Raw genomic sequence first — 20,119 nt, 5'->3', positions numbered from 1 at the left:
CCCGCCGGTACCGCGCTCGCCCCGGCCCGCGCCGACTCCGGCGCGGCCGGCCCGCCCCCGGCCGGCCCGCCGCACCCGGCGACCACGGCCGCCAGGCACACCGCCGCGACCAACCCGGTCCGCCCGGTTCGCCCGGTCCGCCTGCCCCGCCCGGCCCGACGGCCCGTCAACCCCCTACTAGTACGACTATCTGATGGTCTATCCATAGCCCCACTGCTCCCCCGCCACGCCGACCCCTCAATCCCCCCCTCACCCACCCGGCCCAGCCGTCCCCCTCTACCGCTCTACCGCCCGCACAGCGACTCCGCCCAGGCCGCCAGCGCCGCGAAGTCCTCCGCCGCCAACCCCCGCCCCGGATGCACCCGGTGCAGCAGCGCGGGCCCGTCGTGGTGCGCCGCCACGTACGCGCGGTCGGCCGGCCCCAGATCGTCGTCCACCCAGGCGAACGGACGGCCCGCCACCCACTCCACGATCGGCCAGGTCTTCGGACAGGTGTCGTCCGGCCGCCACTCCACCGGCCGCGGCACCGGCACGTACGGCAACTCCGGCAGCCCCAGCACCGGCCCGATCCACCGATTCGCATCCGCCTGCCAGGTCGTCGCCCAGACCAACCGGTACGGCAGCGCCCGCAGGCGCGCACCGTGCGCCGGATCCAGCCGCACCTCCACGGGGCCGGCGGCCCAGGGCGGCATCGTCCGGTAGGTCCGGAACCCGGGCGGCAGCGCGTCCGGCTCCGCGTGGTACGGGTTGAGCGGGCCGTCGACGTCCAGCAGCAGCAGTGGGAGCGGGTTCATCCCGGGACCGTACCTTGATCGAAAATCGTTCGCGGCAGCGACGGTGGCCGTCCGATAATGCGCGCATGACGACCAGTACGCAGCACAGCACGAAGGAACTCTGGGCGGTCGCGCCCGCGGATGTCGGCTCCGAGGAGTCCCTGGCCCTGCTGCGCGAGTACTACCTCGACGTCGCCAACCGGTACTACCTGCTCCACTTCGGCCGGGAGGGCACGCCCGAGGAGATCGAGACCGGGCTGGCCGGCTCCCCCAGCGACGACCTCGCCGCGCCCACCGGCGCCTTCCTGCTCGGCCGCTACGGAACCACCGAGGAGCCCGAGGCCTGCGCCGGGCTGCGCGTCCTCGACGCCGACACCGTCGAGCTGACCCGGGTGTACGTCCGCCCGTCCCGGCGCGGCACCGGCGGCGGCTCGCACCTGCTGACCGCCGTCGACGAGGCGGCGCGGGCGCTCGGCGCCCGGCGGATCGTCCTCGACACCCGCCTCGACCTGGTGGAGGCCCGCGCGCTCTACACCCGGCACGGCTACCGCGAGATACCCGCGTACACCAGCAACATGTACGCCGAGGTCTGGTACGGCAAGGACCTCACCGGTGCAGACCGTTGAGCTGCTCTGCGACGCCCCGTTCGACGGCGCCGTCCGCACGGTGTGGCAGCACCTCGCGGACGGCGGCGTCGACAGCCTCGCGCACAGCACCCACCCCGGCCACCGCCCGCACCTGACCCTGGCCGCCTGCGCCCGGATGCCCGCCGGCGCGGCCGACCGGATCGACGAACTCCTGCGCGAGGCCCTGCCGTTGCCCGTCCGGCTGACCGGCCTGCTGTCGTTCGCCGCCCGCAGCCGGCGCCGGGTGCTGAGCTGGTCCGTGGTCCCGACCGCCGACCTGGTCCTGCTCCACCAGCGGATCTGGCACGCCCTCGACGGCGCCGAGGAACCCGACCAGCACTACGTCCCCGGCCGCTGGTCCCCCCACCTCGCCCTCACCCGCCGCCTCACCCCCGAATCCCTCACCCTCGCCCACACCCTCCTCGGCCGCCACCCCGACCTCACCGGCACCTTCACCACCGCCCGCACCTTCGACTCCACCACCCAACAAGCCCACCCCCTGGGCACCGCCGGCTGACGGTCGTCGGCACTTCTCGCCATAATTTCATTCGCCCCTCCGATGAACGATTCTATTCATTCCGAGGGAATCTCCTGGCACCCCCGTGTGACCCCGGTCACTGTGCAATTTTACTGATGGCTGCTAACTTTGGCGGGTCGCCGACAATGGGCGGCCACAATTTCGGGGGGATGCGTGTCGCAGATCGACGATGTCCTCGGGGAGAGAATTCGCAGAACGCCGCTCCTGACCGCCGAGGTCGAATTTCGGAAAAGCGTCCGGAGATTTGCCCTGAAGCTCGAACAGAACGGCCGGACCGGCTCGGTGAAGGACCGCACCGCGGTCGGCCTCCTGCGCCGACTGCACAGTGAACGACCACTGTTACCCGGCACCGTGGTGATCGAGTCGACCTCCGGGAACCTCGGCCTCGCTCTGGCCGGGATCCTCGGAGCACTCGACTGCCGTTTCATCGCGGTCATCGACCCCAAAACTCCCCGGACCACCCGGGAGGCGCTGCTGCACAGCGGCGCCGAGGTGATCCTGGTGGACGAGTCCGACGGCCGGGGCGGATATCTGCTGAGCCGCCTCGAAACCGTGGCCCGCCTCTGCGCCGAGAATCCGGATTACCGCTGGCCCGATCAGTACGGAAATCCGGCGAGCCCGGATATCCATGAATCGACCACCGGCCCGGAAATCGTCGAACAGGCCGGCCCGGCACTCGACGCCGTCTATGTGCCCGTCTCCACCGGCGGCACCTTCGCCGGAATCGCCGCCCATCTGCACAAGGTCCGACCGGACGTGGCAGCCGTCGCGGTGGACCTCGACGGTTCGGTCGCCCTCGGCGGCGACGCGGGCGACCGCCTGCTGCCGGGCATCGGGGCCAGCCGCCCGTCGTCCTTCGTGCGCCCCGGCGACTACGACCGCGCCGTGCGGGTGGACGGCTGCGAGGCGATCGCCGTGTGCCGCATCGTGCTGGAGGACCTCGGCCTGGCCCTGGGCGGCTCCAGCGGCTGCACCGTCCGCGCCCTGCTCGCCGACCTGGGCCGGGGGCTGACGACGCGCCTGGCCGTGTGCCTGGCAGCCGACGGCGGCGGCAAGTACCTCGACACCGTCTACAGCGACGACTGGGCCAGACGCACCGGGATCCACGAGGACATCGAGCTGGCCGGCAAACGGCTCCGGCACGAAGGGCTCCGGTTCCGGTGGGCGCAGTAGGGGACGCGCGGGCCACGCCCACCGGGCCGCCGAGCCGCGCCGGGTTCCGCGACTTCCAGCCGCTGGTCCAGGCCGCGGCGCTCATCGAATGGACCGGAACCGGCCTGTTCCTGGCCGTGTCGACGATCTACTTCGTGCAGGTCGTGGGCCTGCCCGCGGCCCAGGTGGGCGCCGGGCTCGGCCTCGCGGGCGGTGCGGCCATGCTCGGCACTCCGCTGGTCGCCCGGCTGGCCGGCCGGCACGGCCCCCGGACCGTGCTGGTCTGGCTGAACCTGCTGCGCGCGCTGGCGACGCTCGGCTACCTGTGGGTCGACGGCTGGATCGGCTTCGCGGCGGTCGCCCTGGTCGTCGCGGTAATGGAGCAGTCCGCGCCGCCGCTGATCCAGGCCTACGTCGGGTCACTGGCCGCGGAGGCGTTCCGCGGCCGGGTACTGGCCGCGCAACGGACCCTGGTCAACGTGGGCATCAGCCTGGGCGGCCTGATCGCGGGCGCGGTCCTCGGCGCCGACGACCCTGGCTCCTTCCGGGTGCTGCTCGTCGGCGGCGCGGTGTCCTACCTGCTGGTCGCGGTGGTCCTTTCCACCGGCCGGGCCGGCGACCCGGCGACCCGCGGTGCGGGCAGCCTGCGCGCCCCCGCACGCGACCGCCGGTTCCTCGCGCTGACCTGCTACAACGCGTTGCTGTCGCTGTGGACGCCGGTACTGAACGTCGGGTTCCCGCTCTGGCTGGTCGTCGGGGTGCACGCGCCGGTGCGCCTCGCCGGCCTCCTCTACGCCGTCAACACCGTGCTCTGCATCGCCTTGCAGTACCCCCTCAACCGCTTCCACCGCACGGCCGACCAGGCCCTGCGCTGCTATGGCGCGGCCGCCGGGTTGCTGGCCCTCGCGGTGGCCGGCCTGGCGGTCGCCCCGGCCCTCGCCGGGCCCGGCGGGCCGCTGCTCCTCGCGGGGTCGGTCGTCGTGCTCACCCTCGCCGAACTGCTCCAGGTCGGCGCGGCGTGGACGCTCTCCTTCGAGTTGGCGCCCGCCGACGACCGCAGTTCGTACCTGCTGTTCTTCGGCACCGGCCGGACGCTGGCCAACCGGGTCATCGGCCCGGTGCTGATGACGGGCGTGGTGCTGGCGCTCGGCAGCGCCGGCTGGGCCGCCCTGGCCGGCGTGTTCGCCGCGAGCGCGGCGATCCCGTTCGCCGTCCTGCGCCGCCGCCGCGCCACCGTGACGCCGTAGCGCACCGCGCTGCCGCGCTGTCGCGCCCCGTGCGGCAACCCACCGCGCCGTACCCCACCGCGCCTCCACCGGGCGGTGACCCACCGCAGCCCACCGCGCCGTCGACCGACCCGTCGCCGGCCGACCCGCCGTGCCCCGGCACGCGCCGGGCCGGCCGCCTCGGGCCGCGGCCGCGGTGGCGGCTGCACCGATCCCTCACAGAAAGGCAGGACACACATGAGCACCACCGACGAGGACCTGCGCGAGATCAACCGGACCATGTGGTCCTACGGGGAGTACCGGCACGTCGCCGACCTGCTCCGGCCCGGCGCCGTCGACCTGGTCGAGCGGCTCGGGCCGACCCCCGGGCTGCGCCACCTGGACGTGGCCACCGGCAACGGCAACGTGGCCCTGCTGTCCGCCCTGCGCGGCGCCGAGGTCCACGGCCTGGACCTCACCGACCAGTTCTTCGCCGACGCCCGCGAGCGCGCCGCGCAGGCCGGCGTCACCTTCGAACTGACCCGCGGCGACGCCCAGGAGCTGCCGTTCGAGGACGCCGACGCCGACACCGGCTTCGACCTGGTGACCTCCACCTACGGCGTGCAGTTCGCCCCGGACCACCGGGCGGCGGCCGGCGAGATGGCCCGGGTGCTGCGCCCGGGCGGCCGGATCGGCCTGTGCAACTGGACCAGCCGCAGCTGGACCGCGCACTTCCAGGAGATCCTCTCCTCCTACTTCCCCTCGCCGGCCGGCCACCAGGGCCAGCCGATGCTCTGGGGCGACGAACGCTACCTCGCCGGGCTGTTCGGCCCGGAGTTCGAGGTCACCGCCGAGCGCCGGGAGCTCTGGTACCCGTTCCCCGACGCGGAGGCGCTGGTGGCCTTCTTCGAAGCCTGCTTCGGCCCCTGCATCGCCGCCCGCAACACCATCGCACCGCCCAGCCGCTGGTTCGAACTGCGCGCCGAGATGGTCGAGATGACCGAGCGCTTCGTCACCACCGACGAGCGCGGCACCGGCGTGCCGGTCGAGTACCTGCTCGTGGTGGCCCGCAAGCGCGACCACGGCGACCGGGACCAGGGGAACCGGGAGGGCCGGGCGTGACGGCCCGGCACCGCCCGGTCGGCGCGGACCTGCCCTCCGCCGTCCTGCCGCTGCCCGAGGCCGAACGGGCCGCCGCGATCGCCGCCGCCCTCTCCCGGACCGAGGACTACGACCTCCGGCTGCCGGTCGTCGCCCACGTCGAACGCCAGGCGGCCGCCCGGCCCGACCACCCCGCCGTCGAGGACGCGACCGGGGCCGTCGGCTACGCGCGGCTCGCCGACCAGGCCCGCCGGGTCGCCGCCGACCTGGAGCGGGCCGGTGTCGCCGCCGGGGACATCGTGGCCGTCGGCGGGGAGCGCGGCGCCGACGTGGTCCGCGCCTTCCTCGCCCTGGAGCTGCTGGGCGCCGTCTACCTGCCGGTGGACGCCGCCTGGCCGCCCGCCCGCGTCGAGGGCGTGCTGGCCGACAGCGCCGCGGTGCTGCTGCTCACCACCGGCGCGGCCGGTGCGTGGACCGCGCTGGCCAAGGGAGCGGCCGCGGCCGGCTGCCCGACCCGGCCGGTGACGGCGGACGGTGCGGAGGCGTTCGCCGGCCCGGCCCGCCTGGACGGCCCCGAACAGCTCCGGTACCTGCTCTACACCTCCGGCTCGACCGGACGGCCCAAGGGTGCGCTGGTGGAGCACCAGGGCATGCTCAACCACCTGTGGGCCAAGGTGCAGGACCTCGGCCTGGGGCCCGCCGACCGGCTCGCCCAGACCGCGCCGCTCGGCTTCGACATCTCGGTCTGGCAGCTGCTCGCACCGCTGCTCGTCGGCGGCACCGTGCAGGTGTTCGGCGACGAGGAGGCGCAGGAGGGCGCCCGGCTGCTGGCGGTGGCCGCCGCGCGCGGGACGACGGTGCTGGAGATCGTGCCGACCCTCATCCGCTTCCTGCTGGACGCCGTGGACACTGCGGGCACCCTCGACGCCGCGGACAGCCTCGACGCCGCGGATCCCGGAGGCGAGCGGCCGGGTCCGGGGCCGCTGGCCCGGCTGCGCTGGCTGATCGCCACCGGCGAGGAGCTGCCGCTCGCCCTGGCCCGGCGCTGGCTGGCGGCCTTCCCCGGCATCGGGCTGCTGAACGCCTACGGCCCCACCGAGTGCTCGGACGACGTCACCCACGCCGTCCTCACCGCCCCCGGCCCCGAGGTGCGCCACCTGCCGATCGGCGGCCCGATCGGCAACGTCACCCTGTACGTGCTGCGGCGCACCGAGGACGGCTACGCGGCCTGCCCGCCCGGGGAGCCCGGCGAGCTGTTCGTCGGCGGCGTCGCCGTCGGCCGGGGCTACCTCGACGACCCGGAGCGCACCGCCCGCGCCTTCTTCGCCGACCCGTTCACCGGCCGGGGCCGGCTGTACCGGACCGGTGACGCGGTGCGCCGGCTGCCCTCGGCGGAACTGGAGTACCTCGGCCGGATCGACCGTCAGGTCAAGCTCGGCGGGGTCCGGATGGAACTCGCCGAGATCGAGGCCGTGCTCGGCTCCCACCCGGCGGTCGGCGCCTGCGCGGTGACCCTGGTCGAACCGGTCGAGGCCGAGGCGCTGGTCGCCCGCGCGAGCTCCGCCGCCCCGCCGGCCCCCGCACCGCCCCGGCTGGTGGCCTACCTGGCGCCGACCGGCCCCGACTGGTCCCGGGAGGAGCTGCGGGCCCACCTCGCCGCGCTGCTGCCCCGGCCGATGGTCCCGCAGACGTACGTGGAACTGGCGGAACTCCCGCTCACCCGCAACGGGAAGATCGACTACGCCGCCCTGCCGGCGCCGCCGAGCCGCGACCGCCCGGCCGGGCGGGAGCTGGTCGCACCGGCCGGTCCGGCGGAGGCCGCCGTCGCGGGCCTGGTCGCCGAGCTGCTCGGGCTCGACGCGGTCGGCCGCTCCGACGCCTTCCTGGAGCTGGGCGGCGACTCGCTGCTCGCCATGCGCCTGGTGGCCCGGCTGCGGGAGAGCGGTTCGCCCGCCTCCCTGCACGACGTGCTGCGGGACGGCTCCCCCGCCGCCCTCGCCGCGCTCGCCACGTCCGCGGCGTCCGCGGCGTCCGCCACGACCCCGCCCGGCGAACACCCGCCCACCGAACACCCGGTCACCGAACGTCCGGCCACCGACGGATCGGGTCGCCGGTCCCGGCCGCTGACCCCCGAACAGGCCGGGATCTACTTCCACTGGCGGCTCGACCCCGACAGCCCGTACTACAGCTATCAGGGCACCCTGGAGCTGGACGGGCCGCTGGACCTCGACCGGCTCGCCCGGGCCTGGGAGCTGCTGCTGGCCGAGAACCCGCTGCTGCTCGCCCGGTTCACCGAGGACGAGGCCGACGGCGAGCCCGTGCACACCTACCCGCACTGGCGCATCCCGCTGCCCGCCCCGGAGGACCTCACCGCCCTGGACCCGGCCGACCGGGAACGCGCCTACCGCGAGCACGCCGCCGCCGAGGCGGCCCGCCCCTTCGACCTGGCGGGCGCCCCGGCGCTGTGGCTGCGCAGCTTCGTCGTCGGGCCGGACCGCCACCGGCTGCTGGTCACCATGCACGAGATCCTGCTCGACGGCTGGGGCGCCACCGTGCTGTTCGACCGCCTCGCCGAGCTCTACGCCCGCGCCGCCGACCCCGACGCCGGGCCCGACCCGGCCCGCGCCACCCGCTACGACCGCTACCTCGACTGGCACCGAACGCATCTGGACAGCGCCGAGGTGGCGCGGGCCGGCGCCTACTGGCGCGAGCGCCTGGCCGGCGAACCGCCCGTCCTCGACCTGGGCACCGGCCCGCGCCCCACCCGTCCCAGCTACCGCGGCCGCCAGCTCGAAACCGCCCTCGAACCGCACGCCACCGCCGCCGTACGAGCCACCGCGCAGCGCCTGCGCAGCACGCCCTTCGTCCTGCTCCTCGCCGCCTACGCGCTCGCGCTCACCTACTACGGCGACGCGGAGGAGGTGGTCGTCGGCGCGCCGATGGCCAACCGGGAGCGGCCCGAACAGATCGACGTGCCCGCCTTCATGCTCGCCATGCTGCCGCTGCGGATCGCGATCGACCCGGACCGGACGCTCGGCGACTTCACCACCGCCGTGCACCGGGTGGTCATGGACGGCTACGCGGCGGCCGACCACCCCTTCGGCTGGACGCTGCGCGACCTGCCCGCCGCCGCCCGCAGCGGCTCGGCCACCCCCGTCTTCCAGACCATGCTCAACATGCCCGCCTACCCCGCCCGTTCCAGCGTGGCGGACGAAGTCTCGTTCCGCTTCGTGGAGTTGGAGACCGGCTTCACCAAGTACGACTGCGCGCTCTACGTCCAGCCGCACGGCCCGCACCAGCTGCTGGTGCAACTCGCCTACCAGGAGCAGCTGCTGGACGTGGAGGCGGCCGGGCGGGTGCTGGCCAGCACCGTCGTCGCGCTGCGCGCGCTGGTCGAAGCACCCGGCACCGCGATCCGCCACCTCGACCTCAGGCCCACCGCCCTCGACCGGGCCTGGCCCTCGACCGGAGAAGAGAACCCATGCTGACCGAGAACGCCACCACCGCCCGTTCCGCCTTCGTCGAGCTCTTCGCCGCCCAGGTGGCCCGGGATCCCGACGCCGTGGCCGTGCGGTTCGGCGAACAGACCCTCGACTACCGCGAACTGGACCTGTGGAGCGGCCGGATCGCCGCCCGGCTGGCCGAGCAGGGCGTCGGCCCGGGCAGCCTGGTCGCGCTGGCCGCCGACCGCGGCTTCGCCCCGCTCGTCGGGGTGCTGGCCGTGCTCAAGGCCGGGGCCGGCTACCTCGGCCTGGACCCGTCCACCCCGGCCCGCCGGCAGCGGCGGATGATCGAGGAGACCGCGCCGGACTGCGTGCTCGCCGAGCCCGGCCTCGACCGGTTCCCCACCCTGGACGCGCCGCGGGTGCGGTTGGCCCCGGTCACCGAGGGCCCGACCCTGGGCGAGCCCGCCACCGCGTCCGCCCCCGAGGCGGAGCGGACCTTCCACGTCGTCTACACCTCCGGCAGCACCGGCGACCCCAAGGGCGTGCGGATCAGCCACCGTTCGGTCCTCAACCGGCTCCAGTGGATGTGGCGCGACCACCCGTTCCCGGCCGGGGCGGTGCTGGCCGTGCAGAAGTCCCACGCACTGGTCGCCTCCCCCTGGGAGCTGCTCGGCGGCCTCCTCCAGGGCATCCCCTCGGTGGTGCTCGCCCGCGAGGAGGTGCTCGACCCGGCCCTACTCGCCGACGCCGTCGAACGCGAGCGGATCACCCACCTCTTCCTCACCCCGCACCTGATCGACGGCCTGCTGGACGAGGCCGAGCGCCGACCCGACACCGGCCACCGGCCGGTCCTGGTCACCAGCGGCGCCGACGCGCTGCCGGTGGAGACGGTCCGCCGCTTCCACCGCCGCTACCCCGGGGCGACCCTGCTCAACCTGTACGGCATGACCGAGACCGCGTCCAACGTCGCCGCCTTCGACACCTCCCGGCTCGCCGCCGACGCCGAGCGGGTCCCCGTCGGCCTGCCCGTGGCCGGGGCCCGGATCACCGTCCGCGACCGCTTCGAGCGCGAGCTGCCGCCCGGGGCGGTCGGCGAGGTCTGGGTGTCCGGCCCGCCGCTCGCCCTCGGCTACCTCGCCGACGGCCTGTCCGCCGACCGCTTCGTCCCCGCCCCGGACGGCACGCCCAGCTACCGCACCGGGGACCGCGGCCGGCTGCTGCCCGGCGGCGAACTGGAGATCACCGGACGCGGCGACAACCAGGTCAAGATCCGCGGCTACCGGGTGGAGCTGGAGGAGGTCGAGGCGACGCTGCGCAAGGCCCCCTTCGTCACCGGCGCCGGCGCCTTCCTCGGCGAGCTGAACGGCCGACCCGAGCTGCAGGCCGTCGTCACCACCGACTCCGGCAGCAGCGGGAACGAGGGCGGCGCCGACCCCGCCGCGATCCGCGCCTTCCTGCGCGACCGACTGCCCGACTACATGCTGCCCGCCGTCGTCCTGCTCGCGCCCGCCCTGCCCACCGCCGCCAACGGCAAGCTCGACCGCACCGCGCTCGCCGCCCTCGCCGACCGCGCCAGGGACGGCCACAGCGGCGGGTTCACCCCGGCCGACCCGCTCGAAACCACCGTCGCCGGGATCTGGGAACACCTGCTCGGCACTGCCCCGGCGGACCGGGCGAGCAACTTCTTCGACGCCGGCGGGCACTCCCTGCTGGCCGTCCGCCTCGCCAACCGGCTGGAACGCGCCCTCGGCCGGCGGGTGACCCTGCGCCAGGTCCTCGCCGACCCGACCTTCACCGGTCTGGTGTCACTGGCCCGGGAGGACACGGAGTGAAGCCGCCTCCCGGGCGCCGGGCGGGTGACACCGACCCGGCGCCCGGGAGCCGCCCCCGTCCGAGACCGCCCTCTCCCCGGAGGAGACCGCTCCCATGCCCGAACCCACCGTCCGGCTGACCCGCACCCAGATCGAGCGCTGGCACGGCGCGCGCCGACAGCCACTGGCGGATCAGATCTCCCCCGTCTACCTGGTCCCCACGCCCGTCGACCCGGACCTGCTCGCCCACGCCCTGGCGGACGTCGCCCGCCGCCACACCCCGCTGCGCACCCGCATCGTCGCCGGACCGGACGGCCGGCCCCGGGCCACCCGGCGCGACGTCCCCACCCGGTACCCGCTCACCGTCCACGACCTGCGCGCCCTGCCGGCGGACGAGCGCGAGGCCGTCTGCCGCCGGACCGCCGGCGACGAGGCCGCCGACCCGCTCGACCTCGGCACCGGCCGGCCGCTGCGCGCCACCCTGCTGACCCTCGCCGAGGACCGGCACCTGCTGCTGCTCTCCCTCAGCCACGTCACCGCCGACGGCTGGAGCTGCGGCGTCCTGGTCCGCGAAGTCCAGGCCCGCTACCGGGCCCTGCGCGACGACCCCACCGCACCGGAGGGCCCGGCCGCCACCGACTGGGAGCGTTACGTCGCCCAGTGCGCGGAGGACGAAACCGCCGGCCGCCCGGCCCGCGACCTGCCCTGGTGGCGCACCCACCTCGCGGGCGCCGTCCCGCCGCTGCCGCTCGCCCCGCCCGCCGCCGGAACCGAGGACCTCACCGCGGGCACCGTCGGCTTCGAACTCCCGGCGGCCACCGGCGAGAAGCTGCGCCGCTGCGCCGCCGCCCGGCACACCACCGTCTACGCCGTCACCCTCGCCGCCTTCGCCGCCGCCCTGGCCCAACCCACCGGGGCCGAGGAGGCGGTGACCACCGTCCCCTACGCCGGCCGCGACGAACTGGAACACGAGTCGCTCGTCGGCCTCTTCACCACCCGGCTCGCGCTCCGGCTCCCGCTCGCCCACGACGCGCCCTTCACGGCGGCCGTCGACGCCGTCAACGAGGCCCTGCTCGACGCCCTCGACCACTCCCCCACCCCGTTCCCGCTGATCGAACAGAGCCTCGCCGCCGACGGCGTCCCGCCCCTCGGCCAGGTCACCGTCCAGGTCTACCCGCGCTCCCTCTGCGACGCCCCCGCCACCGCCACCGACGACCTCGCCTGCCACCTCCTCGGCTTCCGCACCCTCGCCCTCCACCGCTCCCTCGGCCTCTTCCTCACGGAACCCGACTCGGGCCCGGTCATCGGCGCGCTCTGCCACCGACTCGCCACCGTCCCGGCCGAGACCGCCACCGACCTGGTCCTCCGCTTCACCGCCCTCCTCGACGCCGCCCTCTCCTCCCCCGACCGCCCGCTCCGCTCCCTCCTCCCCCGCACCACCCCCACCGACCGCTCCGTCCTCCGCACGGACACCCCCTGGGAGACGGCTGTCCGGCACCGAGCGCCCAGCTGATCGGCGGCGCCGGCCGTCTCGGGCCGCTGTCCTTCTCGCTTCCCGCGCGCTACCAGGCCGTCCCCGGCAACAAGAAGACCTGACGAACCGCGGTCTCCTCCTGGACGAGGACGGCACCCCCGTTCCGTCGGGCCGGCGGCCAAGCCCGCCGTCGGGAGGGCCGGCCACCCGTTGGCGGTCCAGGCTTGCGGGAGGGACGGCCCCGCGCACACTGTGAGTATGCGATCAGTTGCTCGTGCACAAGCCCCGCTCACCCTTGCCCGCGGCCGCGTGATGACCCGGGTGTGCGTCCCCCTCCTCGCTCTCACCGCTCTGCTGACGGTCTGCGCCCCGGCTTGGGCGGACTCCGGCCCGGCTGCGGCCGGGCAGGTGGCGGAGGGTCGGCGGGCGCTGATCAACTTCGGCACCGTCAAATGGTTCAACGACGCCAAGGGGTACGGATTCATCCGACCGGACCTCCCCGGCCCGGACGTCTTCGTCCACCACTCGGCCATCATCGGCGTCGGCTTCAGGACCCTCACCGAGGGCGAACGCGTCGAGTACCAGCTCGAACAAGGCCCCAAGGGCCCCCAGGCCGCCAACGTCATCCCGCTCGGAACACCCGGCTAGGCCGGCCGCGCCGCCCGGGCGTGTCGGTCCTGCGGTCTAGCCTGACCGGTCATGGGATACGACGTGCACATCACCCGGCGGGCGCACTGGTGGGACGAGGAAGGGCCGGACATCGCCGCGGCGGAGTGGGCCGCGGTGGTCGCGGCCGATTCCGACCTCGCGAGGGTTCCGCTGCCACCGGGCCGGCTCGGGGACACCGAGTGGGCCGTCGAGGTCGGCCCGGCACGAGTCGGCGACGCGTTGCCCGAGGCGCTGTGGTGGAGGGCCGGGCGGATCGTGGCCAAGCACCCGAGTGACGCGCTGATCGCGACGATGTGCCGGGTTGCGAAGGTGCTGGACGCGCGGGTCCAGGGTGATGACGGCGAGTACTACGACGCTTGAACGGGCAGCGGGGGCTGGCTGTTCATGCGGTCGTCGCCGCGGCCAGTTCGGCGGTGTCGGGCGGGGTGGCGCCGGGGCGGGTGACGGTGAGGGTGGCGGCGGCGGTGGCCAGGGTGAGGGCCATGGCGAGGTCGGCGCCGGTGTGGCGGGCGTGGAGGAGGGCGGACGTGAAGGCGTCGCCGGCGCCGACGGTGTCGGCGACCTCGACCCGTCGTGCGGGTGCCTCGACGCGGCGGCCGTCGGCGGCGAGGGCGAAGGCGCCGGCCGGGCCGAGGGTGACCGCGACGGTGGCCGGGCCGAGGCCGAGCCAGTGCCGGGCCACCTGTTCCGGGGTGCGGTCCGGGTAGAGCCAGGCGAGGTCCTCGTCGCTGGCCTTGACCAGGTCGCTGAGCGCCACGCAGCGCTCCACCCGCCGGACGGCCTCGGTGTGTTCGCCCATCAGCGCGGGCCGGACGTTCGGGTCGTAGCTGACGGCGGCCCGGCCGCGCCACCGTTCGACCAGGGCGAGCACCGCCGCCGCGCCCGGTTCGGTGATCGCCGCGATCGACCCGATGTGCAACTGCCCGGGCGGGGAGGGGAGTTCGGTGGGCGAGAGGGTCCAGCCGATGTCGAAGGTGTAGTCGGCCCGGCCCTCCGCGTCGAGCCGGACCACCGCCGACGGGGTGCGCCCGCACGGCTCGCCCAGCAGGTTCACGCCCGCCGACTCCAGGTGCGTTCGGATCAACCGCCCGTACGGGTCGTCGCCGAGTTCGGTGAGCAGCGCGACCGGCGCGCCGAGCCGGGCCAGGCCGTACGCGACGTTGGCCGGGCTGCCACCGGGGTGGACGACGTCCGGCGCGCCGTCGGTGCGGACGACGTCGGCGACGCACTCGCCGATCACCACGAAGTGCGGGCTGGTCACGCGGCTCACTCCTGCCGGTCCGGTCGGCCGGCGGGGCTGCGGGCGGCCGGCACGGCTGCCCAGCCTACGAGGTCAGGACGTCGGGGCGGCCAGGAACCCCAGGGCCGTCGCGATGTTCTGCGACAGGTCGAGCACGCTGTCCAGCACCAGCCGGTCCTCGACCCAGGGCGCGAACTCCGCCCGCCGCCGCTCCACCGACTCCCAGGTCGGTTCGGGGAAGCCGTCGATGCCGCGCGACCGGCCTTCGAGCCGTCGGCGGTGCAGCACCGGATCCGAACACACCACTTCGATGAACACCACCGGCACACCGTGCCGCGACGCCAGCGAGCGCCACTGCGCCCGCGCCTCCGCCGCCGCGTTGACCGCGTCGACGATCACCGTCTGCCCCAGGGCCAGCACCCCGTCGGCCACGGCCTCGGCCACGACGTACGCGGCAAGGCCGGTCGGCTGGCTCCGGGCCACCCCGGCCCGCCACATGGCGGCCTCGATCGGATCCACCGGGACGACCGGAGCGGCCAGCTCCCGTCCCAGCTCCCCGGCGACCGAACTCTTCCCCGCGCCGGGCAGCCCGGCCATCGCGATCAGCACGGGTCCAGCCTCGCACGCCCACCCGAGCGGTGGGCCACCCGCCCGGACACCGACCACCGCCGTCTCCACGGACGGGGTGGTCACCGCGTGCGGGCATGAGTACGGCCGCCGGACCTGGCCAGGTTCTCCGACGGCCGTGGCCCCGTCCGTCAGGGGGCGGAGCTCTTCGAAGGTATGACACTGCGCAGCCGCTCGGCTACCACGGTGGGCCGTCCGGGGGATGCCCGCGTGTCGCGGGGGCGGCGGGCCGGTCGGAGTCGGCCGGGTGGAACCGGGTCGATCGGCGGGTGCCGGATTGTCGGACCCCTCTGCTACGTTCCGTACCCGGAAGGTCGCTCACCGGAGCCGCGCTGGTCGCGGCGCGGGGAGCGGGCCGGATGACCCGAGAAGGCCGACGTCGGAAAGCCCGACACCAGAAGGTCCGACCACGAGAGAGGTGATCACCTTGTCCAGGCGCCGTTCCGCCCTGGCCACCGCGTTCGCGCTGGCCACCGTCCTGCTCGGCCTCGCCCCGCCCGCCTCGGGAGCAGCCGCGGGGGGCACCGGGGATCCGGTGTACCCCTCGCTCGGCACCACCGACTACGACGCGCTCGCCTACGACCTCGCGTTCGACTACCGGCCCGACACCCGTACGGTCGACGGCCGGACGGTGCTGACCGCCCGGGCGCTCACCGCCCTGCCGAGCCTGGAGCTGGACGCCCTCGGCCTCGACGTGCACACCGTCCGGGTCGACGGGCGGCCCGCGCGGTTCCGGTCGCACGACGAGAAGCTGACGGTGACGCCCGTCCGGCCGGTGCGGCCGGGTGCCGTGCTGCGGGTGGAGGTGGGGTACACGGCCGATCCGCGCGCCGCGCTGCCGCACACCGGCTGGGTGGTGACGCCCGACGGGTTCGCGGTCGCCGGGCAGCCGGACGGCGCGCACACCGTGTTCCCGTGCAACGACCGCCCGGGCGACAAGGCCCGCTTCACCGTCGCCGTCACCGCGCCCGACGAGCTGTACGGCGTGGCCAACGGCCTGCTCACCGGTACCGAACCGCACCCCGACGGCACCACCACCCGCCGGTACGCGTCGCGCGAGCCGATGGCGACCGAGCTGCTCCAGGCCTCGGTGGGCCGCTACACCGTCCGCGAGCGGCCGGGCCCGGGCGGGCTGCCGCTGCGGGACGTGGTGCCGACGGCCCGCGCCGCCGACCTGGAGCCGGCCCTCGCGCTGACCCCGGACCAGCTGGCCTGGGCCGAGCAGCACCTCGGGCCGTTCCCGTTCGAGACGTACGGCCTGCTGCCGGCCGACACCGACGACCCGGCGGCGTTCGGCTTCACCGGCCTGGAGACGCAGACGCTCACGCTCTACAAGCCGAACTTCCTGCGCCAGCCGGAGCGGCTGATCGGCTCGCACATGATGCACGAGCTGGTGCACTCCTGGTTCGGCAACAGCGTCACCCCGGGCACCTGGGCCGACCTCTGGCTGAACGAGGGCCACGCCGACCTCTACGGGCTGATGTACCGCTACGAGCGCGGCTGGCCGGACTCCGGCGGCTTCACCAACCTCACCGACCGGATGCGGTCGGTGTACGCCAAGGGCGACCAGTGGCGGCACGACTCCGGTCCGGTGGCCGCGCCGACCGCCGCGAACCTGTTCGACAGCCAGCGGTACACCGGGGCCGCGCTGGTGCTGTTCGCACTGCGGGAGCGGGTCGGCCCGGAGGTCTTCGACCGGATCGAGCGGGCCTTCCTGCGGCGGTACCGGCACGCGACGGCCACCACCGCCGACTACCTGCGTACGGCCGACGAGGTCTCCGGGCAGCAGCTGGGCGGCTTCCTGCGGGAGTGGCTGTACGGCGAGCGGACGCCCCCGATGCCGGGTCACCCGGGCTGGACGGTAGACCCGGTCGATCCGGCGACCGACCGACGCGACGGGGTGCCGCACGGCTCCGGGACGCTGTGAGCCGGGGTCCGGTGCCCGGCAGGAGGGGTCGGGGGCGGGGCTGCCGTCCCCGGCGGCGCGGACCGGCGCGACGGTGGTCGGGGCTTCACACCGGGCGCGCCCGGCTGGTGCCCCCGGGCGCCGTCCGCACGCCCTTGGTCGGGTGGGGCCGGCGGGCGGATCGTGGGGGTCACGGCCCGCCCGCCGCCCGGCCGAGTCCCGGCCGGCTCGCGGGCCGTCCAGCGCGCCCGTCGTCCGGGTCGCGCGTCGTCCGGGTCGCGCGTCGTCCGGCACGCGGGGCGCCCGGTTTCCGGCGTGCGAGCGGCCCCCACCGCGTCCGTGCCGTGCCCCCGCCGGGCCCTTCGTGCCCGGCCCGGCCGACCGGCTCCGGCCCACCCGTTCCGGAAAGTCCGGCCGGGGAAGCAACCCGAACGGGCCTCCGGCGCGTTCAGCAGCCGTGAGAACGACAGCGAGGACCCGGCGGCCACGGCCGACCGGGCGGGCCGCCGCCACCGGCGCGGCGGCCAGGGTGACGGAGAAGACGGACACGGCATGGCGGGGGCAGCGGTATGAGGGACGCGACACCGGACTTCGAGGAGTTCGTCGCCGCCCGCAGCCCCCGGCTGCTGCGGATGGCGTGGCTGCTCACCGGCGATCCGCACCTGGCCGAGGACCTGCTGCAGACGGCCCTCGCCAAGGTGTGGCCGCGCTGGGAGCAGATCTCGATCGACCGGCCGGAGGCGTACGTCCGGCGGGTGCTGGTGAACGCGCACGTGTCCTGGTGGCGGCGCCGCTGGCACGGGGAGCTGCCGCACGACCGGCTGCCCGAGCCGCCGACGGCCGCGGACCCGTTCGACGACGTGGTGGTGGGCCAGGTGGTGGCCGCCGCCGTGCGTGCGCTGCCGCCCCGGCAGCGGGCCGTGGTGGTGCTCCGCTTCTTCGAGGACCTGAGTGTGGAGGACACCGCCGAGGCCCTGGGCTGCACCACCGGCACGGTCAAGAGCCAGACGCACCGCGCCCTGCAGGCGCTGCGCGGCAGGCTCCCGGCCCGGGAGCTGCTGCTGAGCGGGGGGCGTCGTGACGGAGCGTGAATTCATCGGCTGGGACGGCGCCGCGTCCGGGCCCCACCGGGACGACGAGCAGCACGAGGAGCACGAGGAGCACGACCGGCGGGCGGACCAGGAGGTCGAGCACGAGCTGCGGATCCTGCTCCAGCTGGCCGCCCCGCACCTGCCGGCTCCGGAGGACCGGATGGAGCAGGTCCGGGCCCGTGCCGCCCGGACCCGGCGGCGTCGGCGGGCGGCCGCGCTCGCGGCCGGACTGACCGCCGGCCTGACCGCCGCCGTGCTGGCCGCGGCTCCCGCGTTGGCGCCGGGGCCGTCGGGCATCGCGATCGGCCCGGCCTCGGCCGGGGCGGTCCCCGGTGGCGCGTCACCCGCCTCCCCCTCCGCCGGCGCGTCCCCGAGCGCCACGCCGAGCCGTGCCCCGGACGGCGCCGCCGGTTCCGGGACCGACGCGTCCGAGGGCGGCTGGCCGGTCCGGTTCGCCCAGTTGGAGGGGCTGGTCGTGGACAGCCCGCCCGAGTGGTACCGCCTGGTGGTCCCCGCCGGCGCCGAACGGTCGGAGTCCGTCGGCTACCTCTCCAGTCAGCCGCTGGTCGCGCAGCCGGGCTGTCCGATCCGCAACGGCGAGCGCGGCTGGTACTGCCTCTCCACCGGGGCGCTCGCCGATGACGGCGCGGTCGTCGCCCTGCGGGTCTTCCCCGGCTCGAAGGCCGCCGCCAAGGACCTCGGCGCCCCGCAGCCGGTCTCCGAGATCCCGCTCGACAAGGAGTGCAACGCCCTGGGCGGCACCCGTGCGCTCCGCGGCTATCGGGCGCTGCCGGTGAACGGGCAGCTGGACGTGGTCGAGCTGACGGCCTGCCTGCGTCTGCCGTCCACCGGCACGGTGCTGCTGGTGGGGACGGTCCTCGACTCGGTCCGCAGCACGGGCGGCGCGTCGGAAGCCCCGACCGTCACGCCGGAGTGAGCCGGTAGCCCACCCGACTCGGGCACCCACCCGACTCGGGTACCCGTCCGGGCCGGTCGCTCGCCCCAGCCGGTTGTCGGTCCTCCCTGTTACGGTCGCGGTTCCGGTACCGGGTCGGTACCGCGCCGTTGCCGGGGCCGGGGGCCGGCCTCCGCACCGGCATCCGTACGACGGAGGGGGATCCATCAGATGCGGGGCGAGCTGCGCGAGTTCGGGGTGGGCGTCTACGACCGGTGGACGGCCCTGTGGAACGGGGAGACCGGTCTGGCCGAGGAGATCATGGCGCCGGACTTCGCCCTGCGCTACACCCAGGCGGGTACCGAGGCCTTCGACGAGGTCCGGGCGCCGGAGCAGCTCGCGGCGATCGTGGCGGCCTGGCACGGGCGCCGGGCCGGCCTGCGGTTCGCCGCCGAGGGCGAGGCCGTGGTGGACCTCGCACTCGTGGACGGACTGCCCACCGGGCTGGTCGCCCGGCCGTACCTGGCCACGTTCACCGACGAGAGCGGTGCCGTGGTCGCCCGGAGCGGCACCGACACCCTGCGGATCACCGGTGGGCTGATCAGCGAGGTCTGGTCGGTCTCCTCCGGCGCGCAGGGGCGGACGTTCTACCGGTAGGGCGCGTCCTGCGGGCCGTACCGGAACGGCCGGGGCCGGGCCCGTAACCCGAGTGGCGGAGCGTCGTTGGACGGGGCATGAAGAAGCGCAGCATGCTCGCCGTCGCCTCGCTCGCCGTGGGCGTCGTGGCCTCCCTGACCGCCCCCAGCGCCCACGCTTCCGCGATCGGCGGCCAGGGCGACCTCACCGGGCCGCTCCAGGGCGGGCCGCTCGCCTCGGTGCCGGGCGCCCTGCCGGGGCAGGTCGGGGACGCCGGCGGGGTGGTCGGCGAGGCGACGGGCCACGTCACCGGCGACGCTCCGGGCCTGGTCGGCCTGCCCGCCTGACCCCTCGTACGCCCGGGCCGGGGTGGGATGTGGTGGCCGCCCCGGCCCGGGGTCCGCACGGTGTCGGTGCGGAATCAGTCCTGCCGGGTCAGCCCTGGGGTGCGCCGAGGTCCTGGGTCCAGTAGAGGCCGGCCGGGCCGGTGGCCACGCCGATGCCGACGTCCTTGAAGGCGCAGTCCAGCATGTTCGACTGGTGGATGCCGCCGTCCATCCAGCGCGAGAAGACCACGGCGGGGGCGGTCGGCCCCCGGTCGAGGTTCTCGCCCCACTGCGACCAGCGGTAACCCGCGGCGGTCAGCCGGGCGTCGGCCCGGATGCCGTCGGGGCCGACGTGGTCGAAGAAGTTGCGCGCGACCATGTCCTCGGAGTGCTTCTGGGCGGCCGCGTGCAGCTTCGGGTCGATCCGCAGCGGGCCGCAGCCGTTCTTGGCGCGCTCGGCGTTCACCAGGTCGACCAGCTGGCGCTCCGGGCTGGGCGGCGGGGTGCTCGGCCGGGCGGTGGTCTGCGTCGGGGTCGGGGTGACCGCCGGGGTGCTCGGCGCCGGTGCGGCCTCGACCGGCGCGGGCGCGGCGGCGGTGAGGG

19 protein-coding genes are annotated in these 20,119 nt (G+C 75.4%); 15 read left to right on the top strand and 4 right to left on the bottom strand.

Annotation, left to right across the window (positions count from 1 at the left end):
- Positions 1-284: 284 nt before the first annotated feature.
- The gene (locus AB0N76_RS35225; RefSeq protein ID WP_363564356.1) at positions 285-794 is read right to left on the bottom strand and encodes a hypothetical protein; all 510 of its coding nucleotides are present in this window, start codon (positions 792-794) and stop codon (positions 285-287) included.
- Positions 795-859: 65 nt separating this feature from the next.
- Here AB0N76_RS35225 and AB0N76_RS35220 point away from each other — a divergent pair, with 65 nt between their 5' ends.
- From AB0N76_RS35220 to AB0N76_RS35175, 10 genes are all read left to right on the top strand, one after another.
- Entirely contained in the window at positions 860-1,399 is a 540-nt protein-coding gene (locus AB0N76_RS35220) for a GNAT family N-acetyltransferase (RefSeq protein ID WP_363564354.1), read from the top strand.
- Complete coding sequence (locus tag AB0N76_RS35215; protein ID WP_363564352.1) at positions 1,386-1,916, top strand: 2'-5' RNA ligase family protein; 531 nt, start codon at positions 1,386-1,388, stop codon at positions 1,914-1,916. The genes AB0N76_RS35220 and AB0N76_RS35215 overlap by 14 nt, the downstream gene beginning before the upstream one ends.
- A 174-nt stretch (positions 1,917-2,090) precedes the next feature.
- Positions 2,091-3,110 (top strand): pyridoxal-phosphate dependent enzyme, encoded by a 1,020-nt coding sequence (locus AB0N76_RS35210; RefSeq protein ID WP_363564350.1) that lies wholly within the window; start codon positions 2,091-2,093, stop codon positions 3,108-3,110.
- Positions 3,098-4,336 carry an MFS transporter gene (locus tag AB0N76_RS35205; RefSeq protein ID WP_363564348.1) on the top strand — a complete coding sequence of 413 codons (1,239 nt, stop codon included), beginning with the start codon at positions 3,098-3,100 and terminating at the stop codon, positions 4,334-4,336. Before AB0N76_RS35210 ends, AB0N76_RS35205 begins: the two co-directional genes overlap by 13 nt.
- A 216-nt stretch (positions 4,337-4,552) precedes the next feature.
- Positions 4,553-5,416 carry a methyltransferase domain-containing protein gene (locus tag AB0N76_RS35200; RefSeq protein ID WP_363564346.1) on the top strand — a complete coding sequence of 288 codons (864 nt, stop codon included), beginning with the start codon at positions 4,553-4,555 and terminating at the stop codon, positions 5,414-5,416.
- Entirely contained in the window at positions 5,413-8,883 is a 3,471-nt protein-coding gene (locus AB0N76_RS35195; protein WP_363564344.1) for an amino acid adenylation domain-containing protein, read from the top strand. The genes AB0N76_RS35200 and AB0N76_RS35195 overlap by 4 nt, the downstream gene beginning before the upstream one ends.
- On the top strand, positions 8,877-10,673 hold the full coding sequence (locus AB0N76_RS35190; RefSeq protein ID WP_363564342.1) for a non-ribosomal peptide synthetase: 1,797 nt from the start codon (positions 8,877-8,879) through the stop codon (positions 10,671-10,673). The genes AB0N76_RS35195 and AB0N76_RS35190 overlap by 7 nt, the downstream gene beginning before the upstream one ends.
- A gap of 94 nt (positions 10,674-10,767) precedes the next feature.
- Entirely contained in the window at positions 10,768-12,165 is a 1,398-nt protein-coding gene (locus tag AB0N76_RS35185) for a condensation domain-containing protein (protein ID WP_363564340.1), read from the top strand.
- A gap of 393 nt (positions 12,166-12,558) precedes the next feature.
- Positions 12,559-12,774 (top strand): cold shock domain-containing protein, encoded by a 216-nt coding sequence (locus AB0N76_RS35180; RefSeq protein WP_363564358.1) that lies wholly within the window; start codon positions 12,559-12,561, stop codon positions 12,772-12,774.
- A 51-nt stretch (positions 12,775-12,825) separates the two neighbouring features.
- On the top strand, positions 12,826-13,155 hold the full coding sequence (locus AB0N76_RS35175; RefSeq protein ID WP_363564338.1) for a hypothetical protein: 330 nt from the start codon (positions 12,826-12,828) through the stop codon (positions 13,153-13,155).
- Positions 13,156-13,177: 22 nt separating this feature from the next.
- Here the strand turns inward: AB0N76_RS35175 and AB0N76_RS35170 are convergent, their stop codons facing one another.
- Together AB0N76_RS35170 and AB0N76_RS35165 are read right to left on the bottom strand one after the other, a co-directional pair.
- The gene (locus AB0N76_RS35170) at positions 13,178-14,056 is read right to left on the bottom strand and encodes a carbohydrate kinase (protein WP_363564336.1); all 879 of its coding nucleotides are present in this window, start codon (positions 14,054-14,056) and stop codon (positions 13,178-13,180) included.
- Between the two features lie 72 nt (positions 14,057-14,128).
- On the bottom strand, positions 14,129-14,644 hold the full coding sequence (locus tag AB0N76_RS35165) for an AAA family ATPase (protein ID WP_363564334.1): 516 nt from the start codon (positions 14,642-14,644) through the stop codon (positions 14,129-14,131).
- A 445-nt stretch (positions 14,645-15,089) separates the two neighbouring features.
- On the opposite strand from AB0N76_RS35165, the gene AB0N76_RS35160 reads away from it, so the two are divergent.
- From AB0N76_RS35160 to AB0N76_RS35140, 5 genes are all read left to right on the top strand, one after another.
- On the top strand, positions 15,090-16,589 hold the full coding sequence (locus tag AB0N76_RS35160; protein ID WP_363564332.1) for a M1 family metallopeptidase: 1,500 nt from the start codon (positions 15,090-15,092) through the stop codon (positions 16,587-16,589).
- 548 nt (positions 16,590-17,137) lie between these two features.
- The gene (locus tag AB0N76_RS35155) at positions 17,138-17,659 is read left to right on the top strand and encodes a SigE family RNA polymerase sigma factor (RefSeq protein ID WP_363564330.1); all 522 of its coding nucleotides are present in this window, start codon (positions 17,138-17,140) and stop codon (positions 17,657-17,659) included.
- A complete protein-coding gene (locus AB0N76_RS35150; RefSeq protein WP_363564328.1) occupies positions 17,646-18,596 on the top strand; it encodes a hypothetical protein in 951 nt (316 codons plus the stop codon). Before AB0N76_RS35155 ends, AB0N76_RS35150 begins: the two co-directional genes overlap by 14 nt.
- Positions 18,597-18,785: 189 nt before the next feature.
- Positions 18,786-19,211: a hypothetical protein gene (locus AB0N76_RS35145; RefSeq protein ID WP_363564326.1), complete on the top strand. Its 426-nt coding sequence runs from the start codon at positions 18,786-18,788 to the stop codon at positions 19,209-19,211.
- Between the two features lie 77 nt (positions 19,212-19,288).
- Positions 19,289-19,537 carry a hypothetical protein gene (locus tag AB0N76_RS35140; RefSeq protein ID WP_363564324.1) on the top strand — a complete coding sequence of 83 codons (249 nt, stop codon included), beginning with the start codon at positions 19,289-19,291 and terminating at the stop codon, positions 19,535-19,537.
- An 88-nt stretch (positions 19,538-19,625) separates the two neighbouring features.
- Here AB0N76_RS35140 and AB0N76_RS35135 read toward each other — a convergent pair.
- Positions 19,626-20,119, bottom strand: a 494-nt coding sequence (locus tag AB0N76_RS35135) for a CAP domain-containing protein (protein WP_363564322.1), incomplete at its 5' end; no start/stop codon positions are given.

This window comes from Kitasatospora sp. NPDC093806, from assembly GCF_040683335.1.
In the GTDB taxonomy this organism is placed as follows: domain Bacteria; phylum Actinomycetota; class Actinomycetes; order Streptomycetales; family Streptomycetaceae; genus Kitasatospora.
The sequence above is the reverse complement of the archived record's forward strand: the minus strand, read 5'-3'. Positions and strand labels throughout refer to the sequence as shown.

What these genes read in the sequence shown, in the direction of transcription:
- AB0N76_RS35225 (WP_363564356.1), bottom strand. Translation starts at nt 794, where the DNA reads ATGAACCCGCTCCCACTGCTGCTGCTGGACGTCGACGGCCCGCTCAAC.
- AB0N76_RS35220 (WP_363564354.1), top strand. Translation starts at nt 860, where the DNA reads ATGACGACCAGTACGCAGCACAGCACGAAGGAACTCTGGGCGGTCGCG.
- AB0N76_RS35200 (WP_363564346.1), top strand. Translation starts at nt 4,553, where the DNA reads ATGAGCACCACCGACGAGGACCTGCGCGAGATCAACCGGACCATGTGG.
- AB0N76_RS35190 (WP_363564342.1), top strand. Translation starts at nt 8,877, where the DNA reads ATGCTGACCGAGAACGCCACCACCGCCCGTTCCGCCTTCGTCGAGCTC.
- AB0N76_RS35185 (WP_363564340.1), top strand. Translation starts at nt 10,768, where the DNA reads ATGCCCGAACCCACCGTCCGGCTGACCCGCACCCAGATCGAGCGCTGG.
- AB0N76_RS35175 (WP_363564338.1), top strand. Translation starts at nt 12,826, where the DNA reads ATGGGATACGACGTGCACATCACCCGGCGGGCGCACTGGTGGGACGAG.
- AB0N76_RS35155 (WP_363564330.1), top strand. Translation starts at nt 17,138, where the DNA reads ATGAGGGACGCGACACCGGACTTCGAGGAGTTCGTCGCCGCCCGCAGC.
- AB0N76_RS35145 (WP_363564326.1), top strand. Translation starts at nt 18,786, where the DNA reads ATGCGGGGCGAGCTGCGCGAGTTCGGGGTGGGCGTCTACGACCGGTGG.
- AB0N76_RS35140 (WP_363564324.1), top strand. Translation starts at nt 19,289, where the DNA reads ATGAAGAAGCGCAGCATGCTCGCCGTCGCCTCGCTCGCCGTGGGCGTC.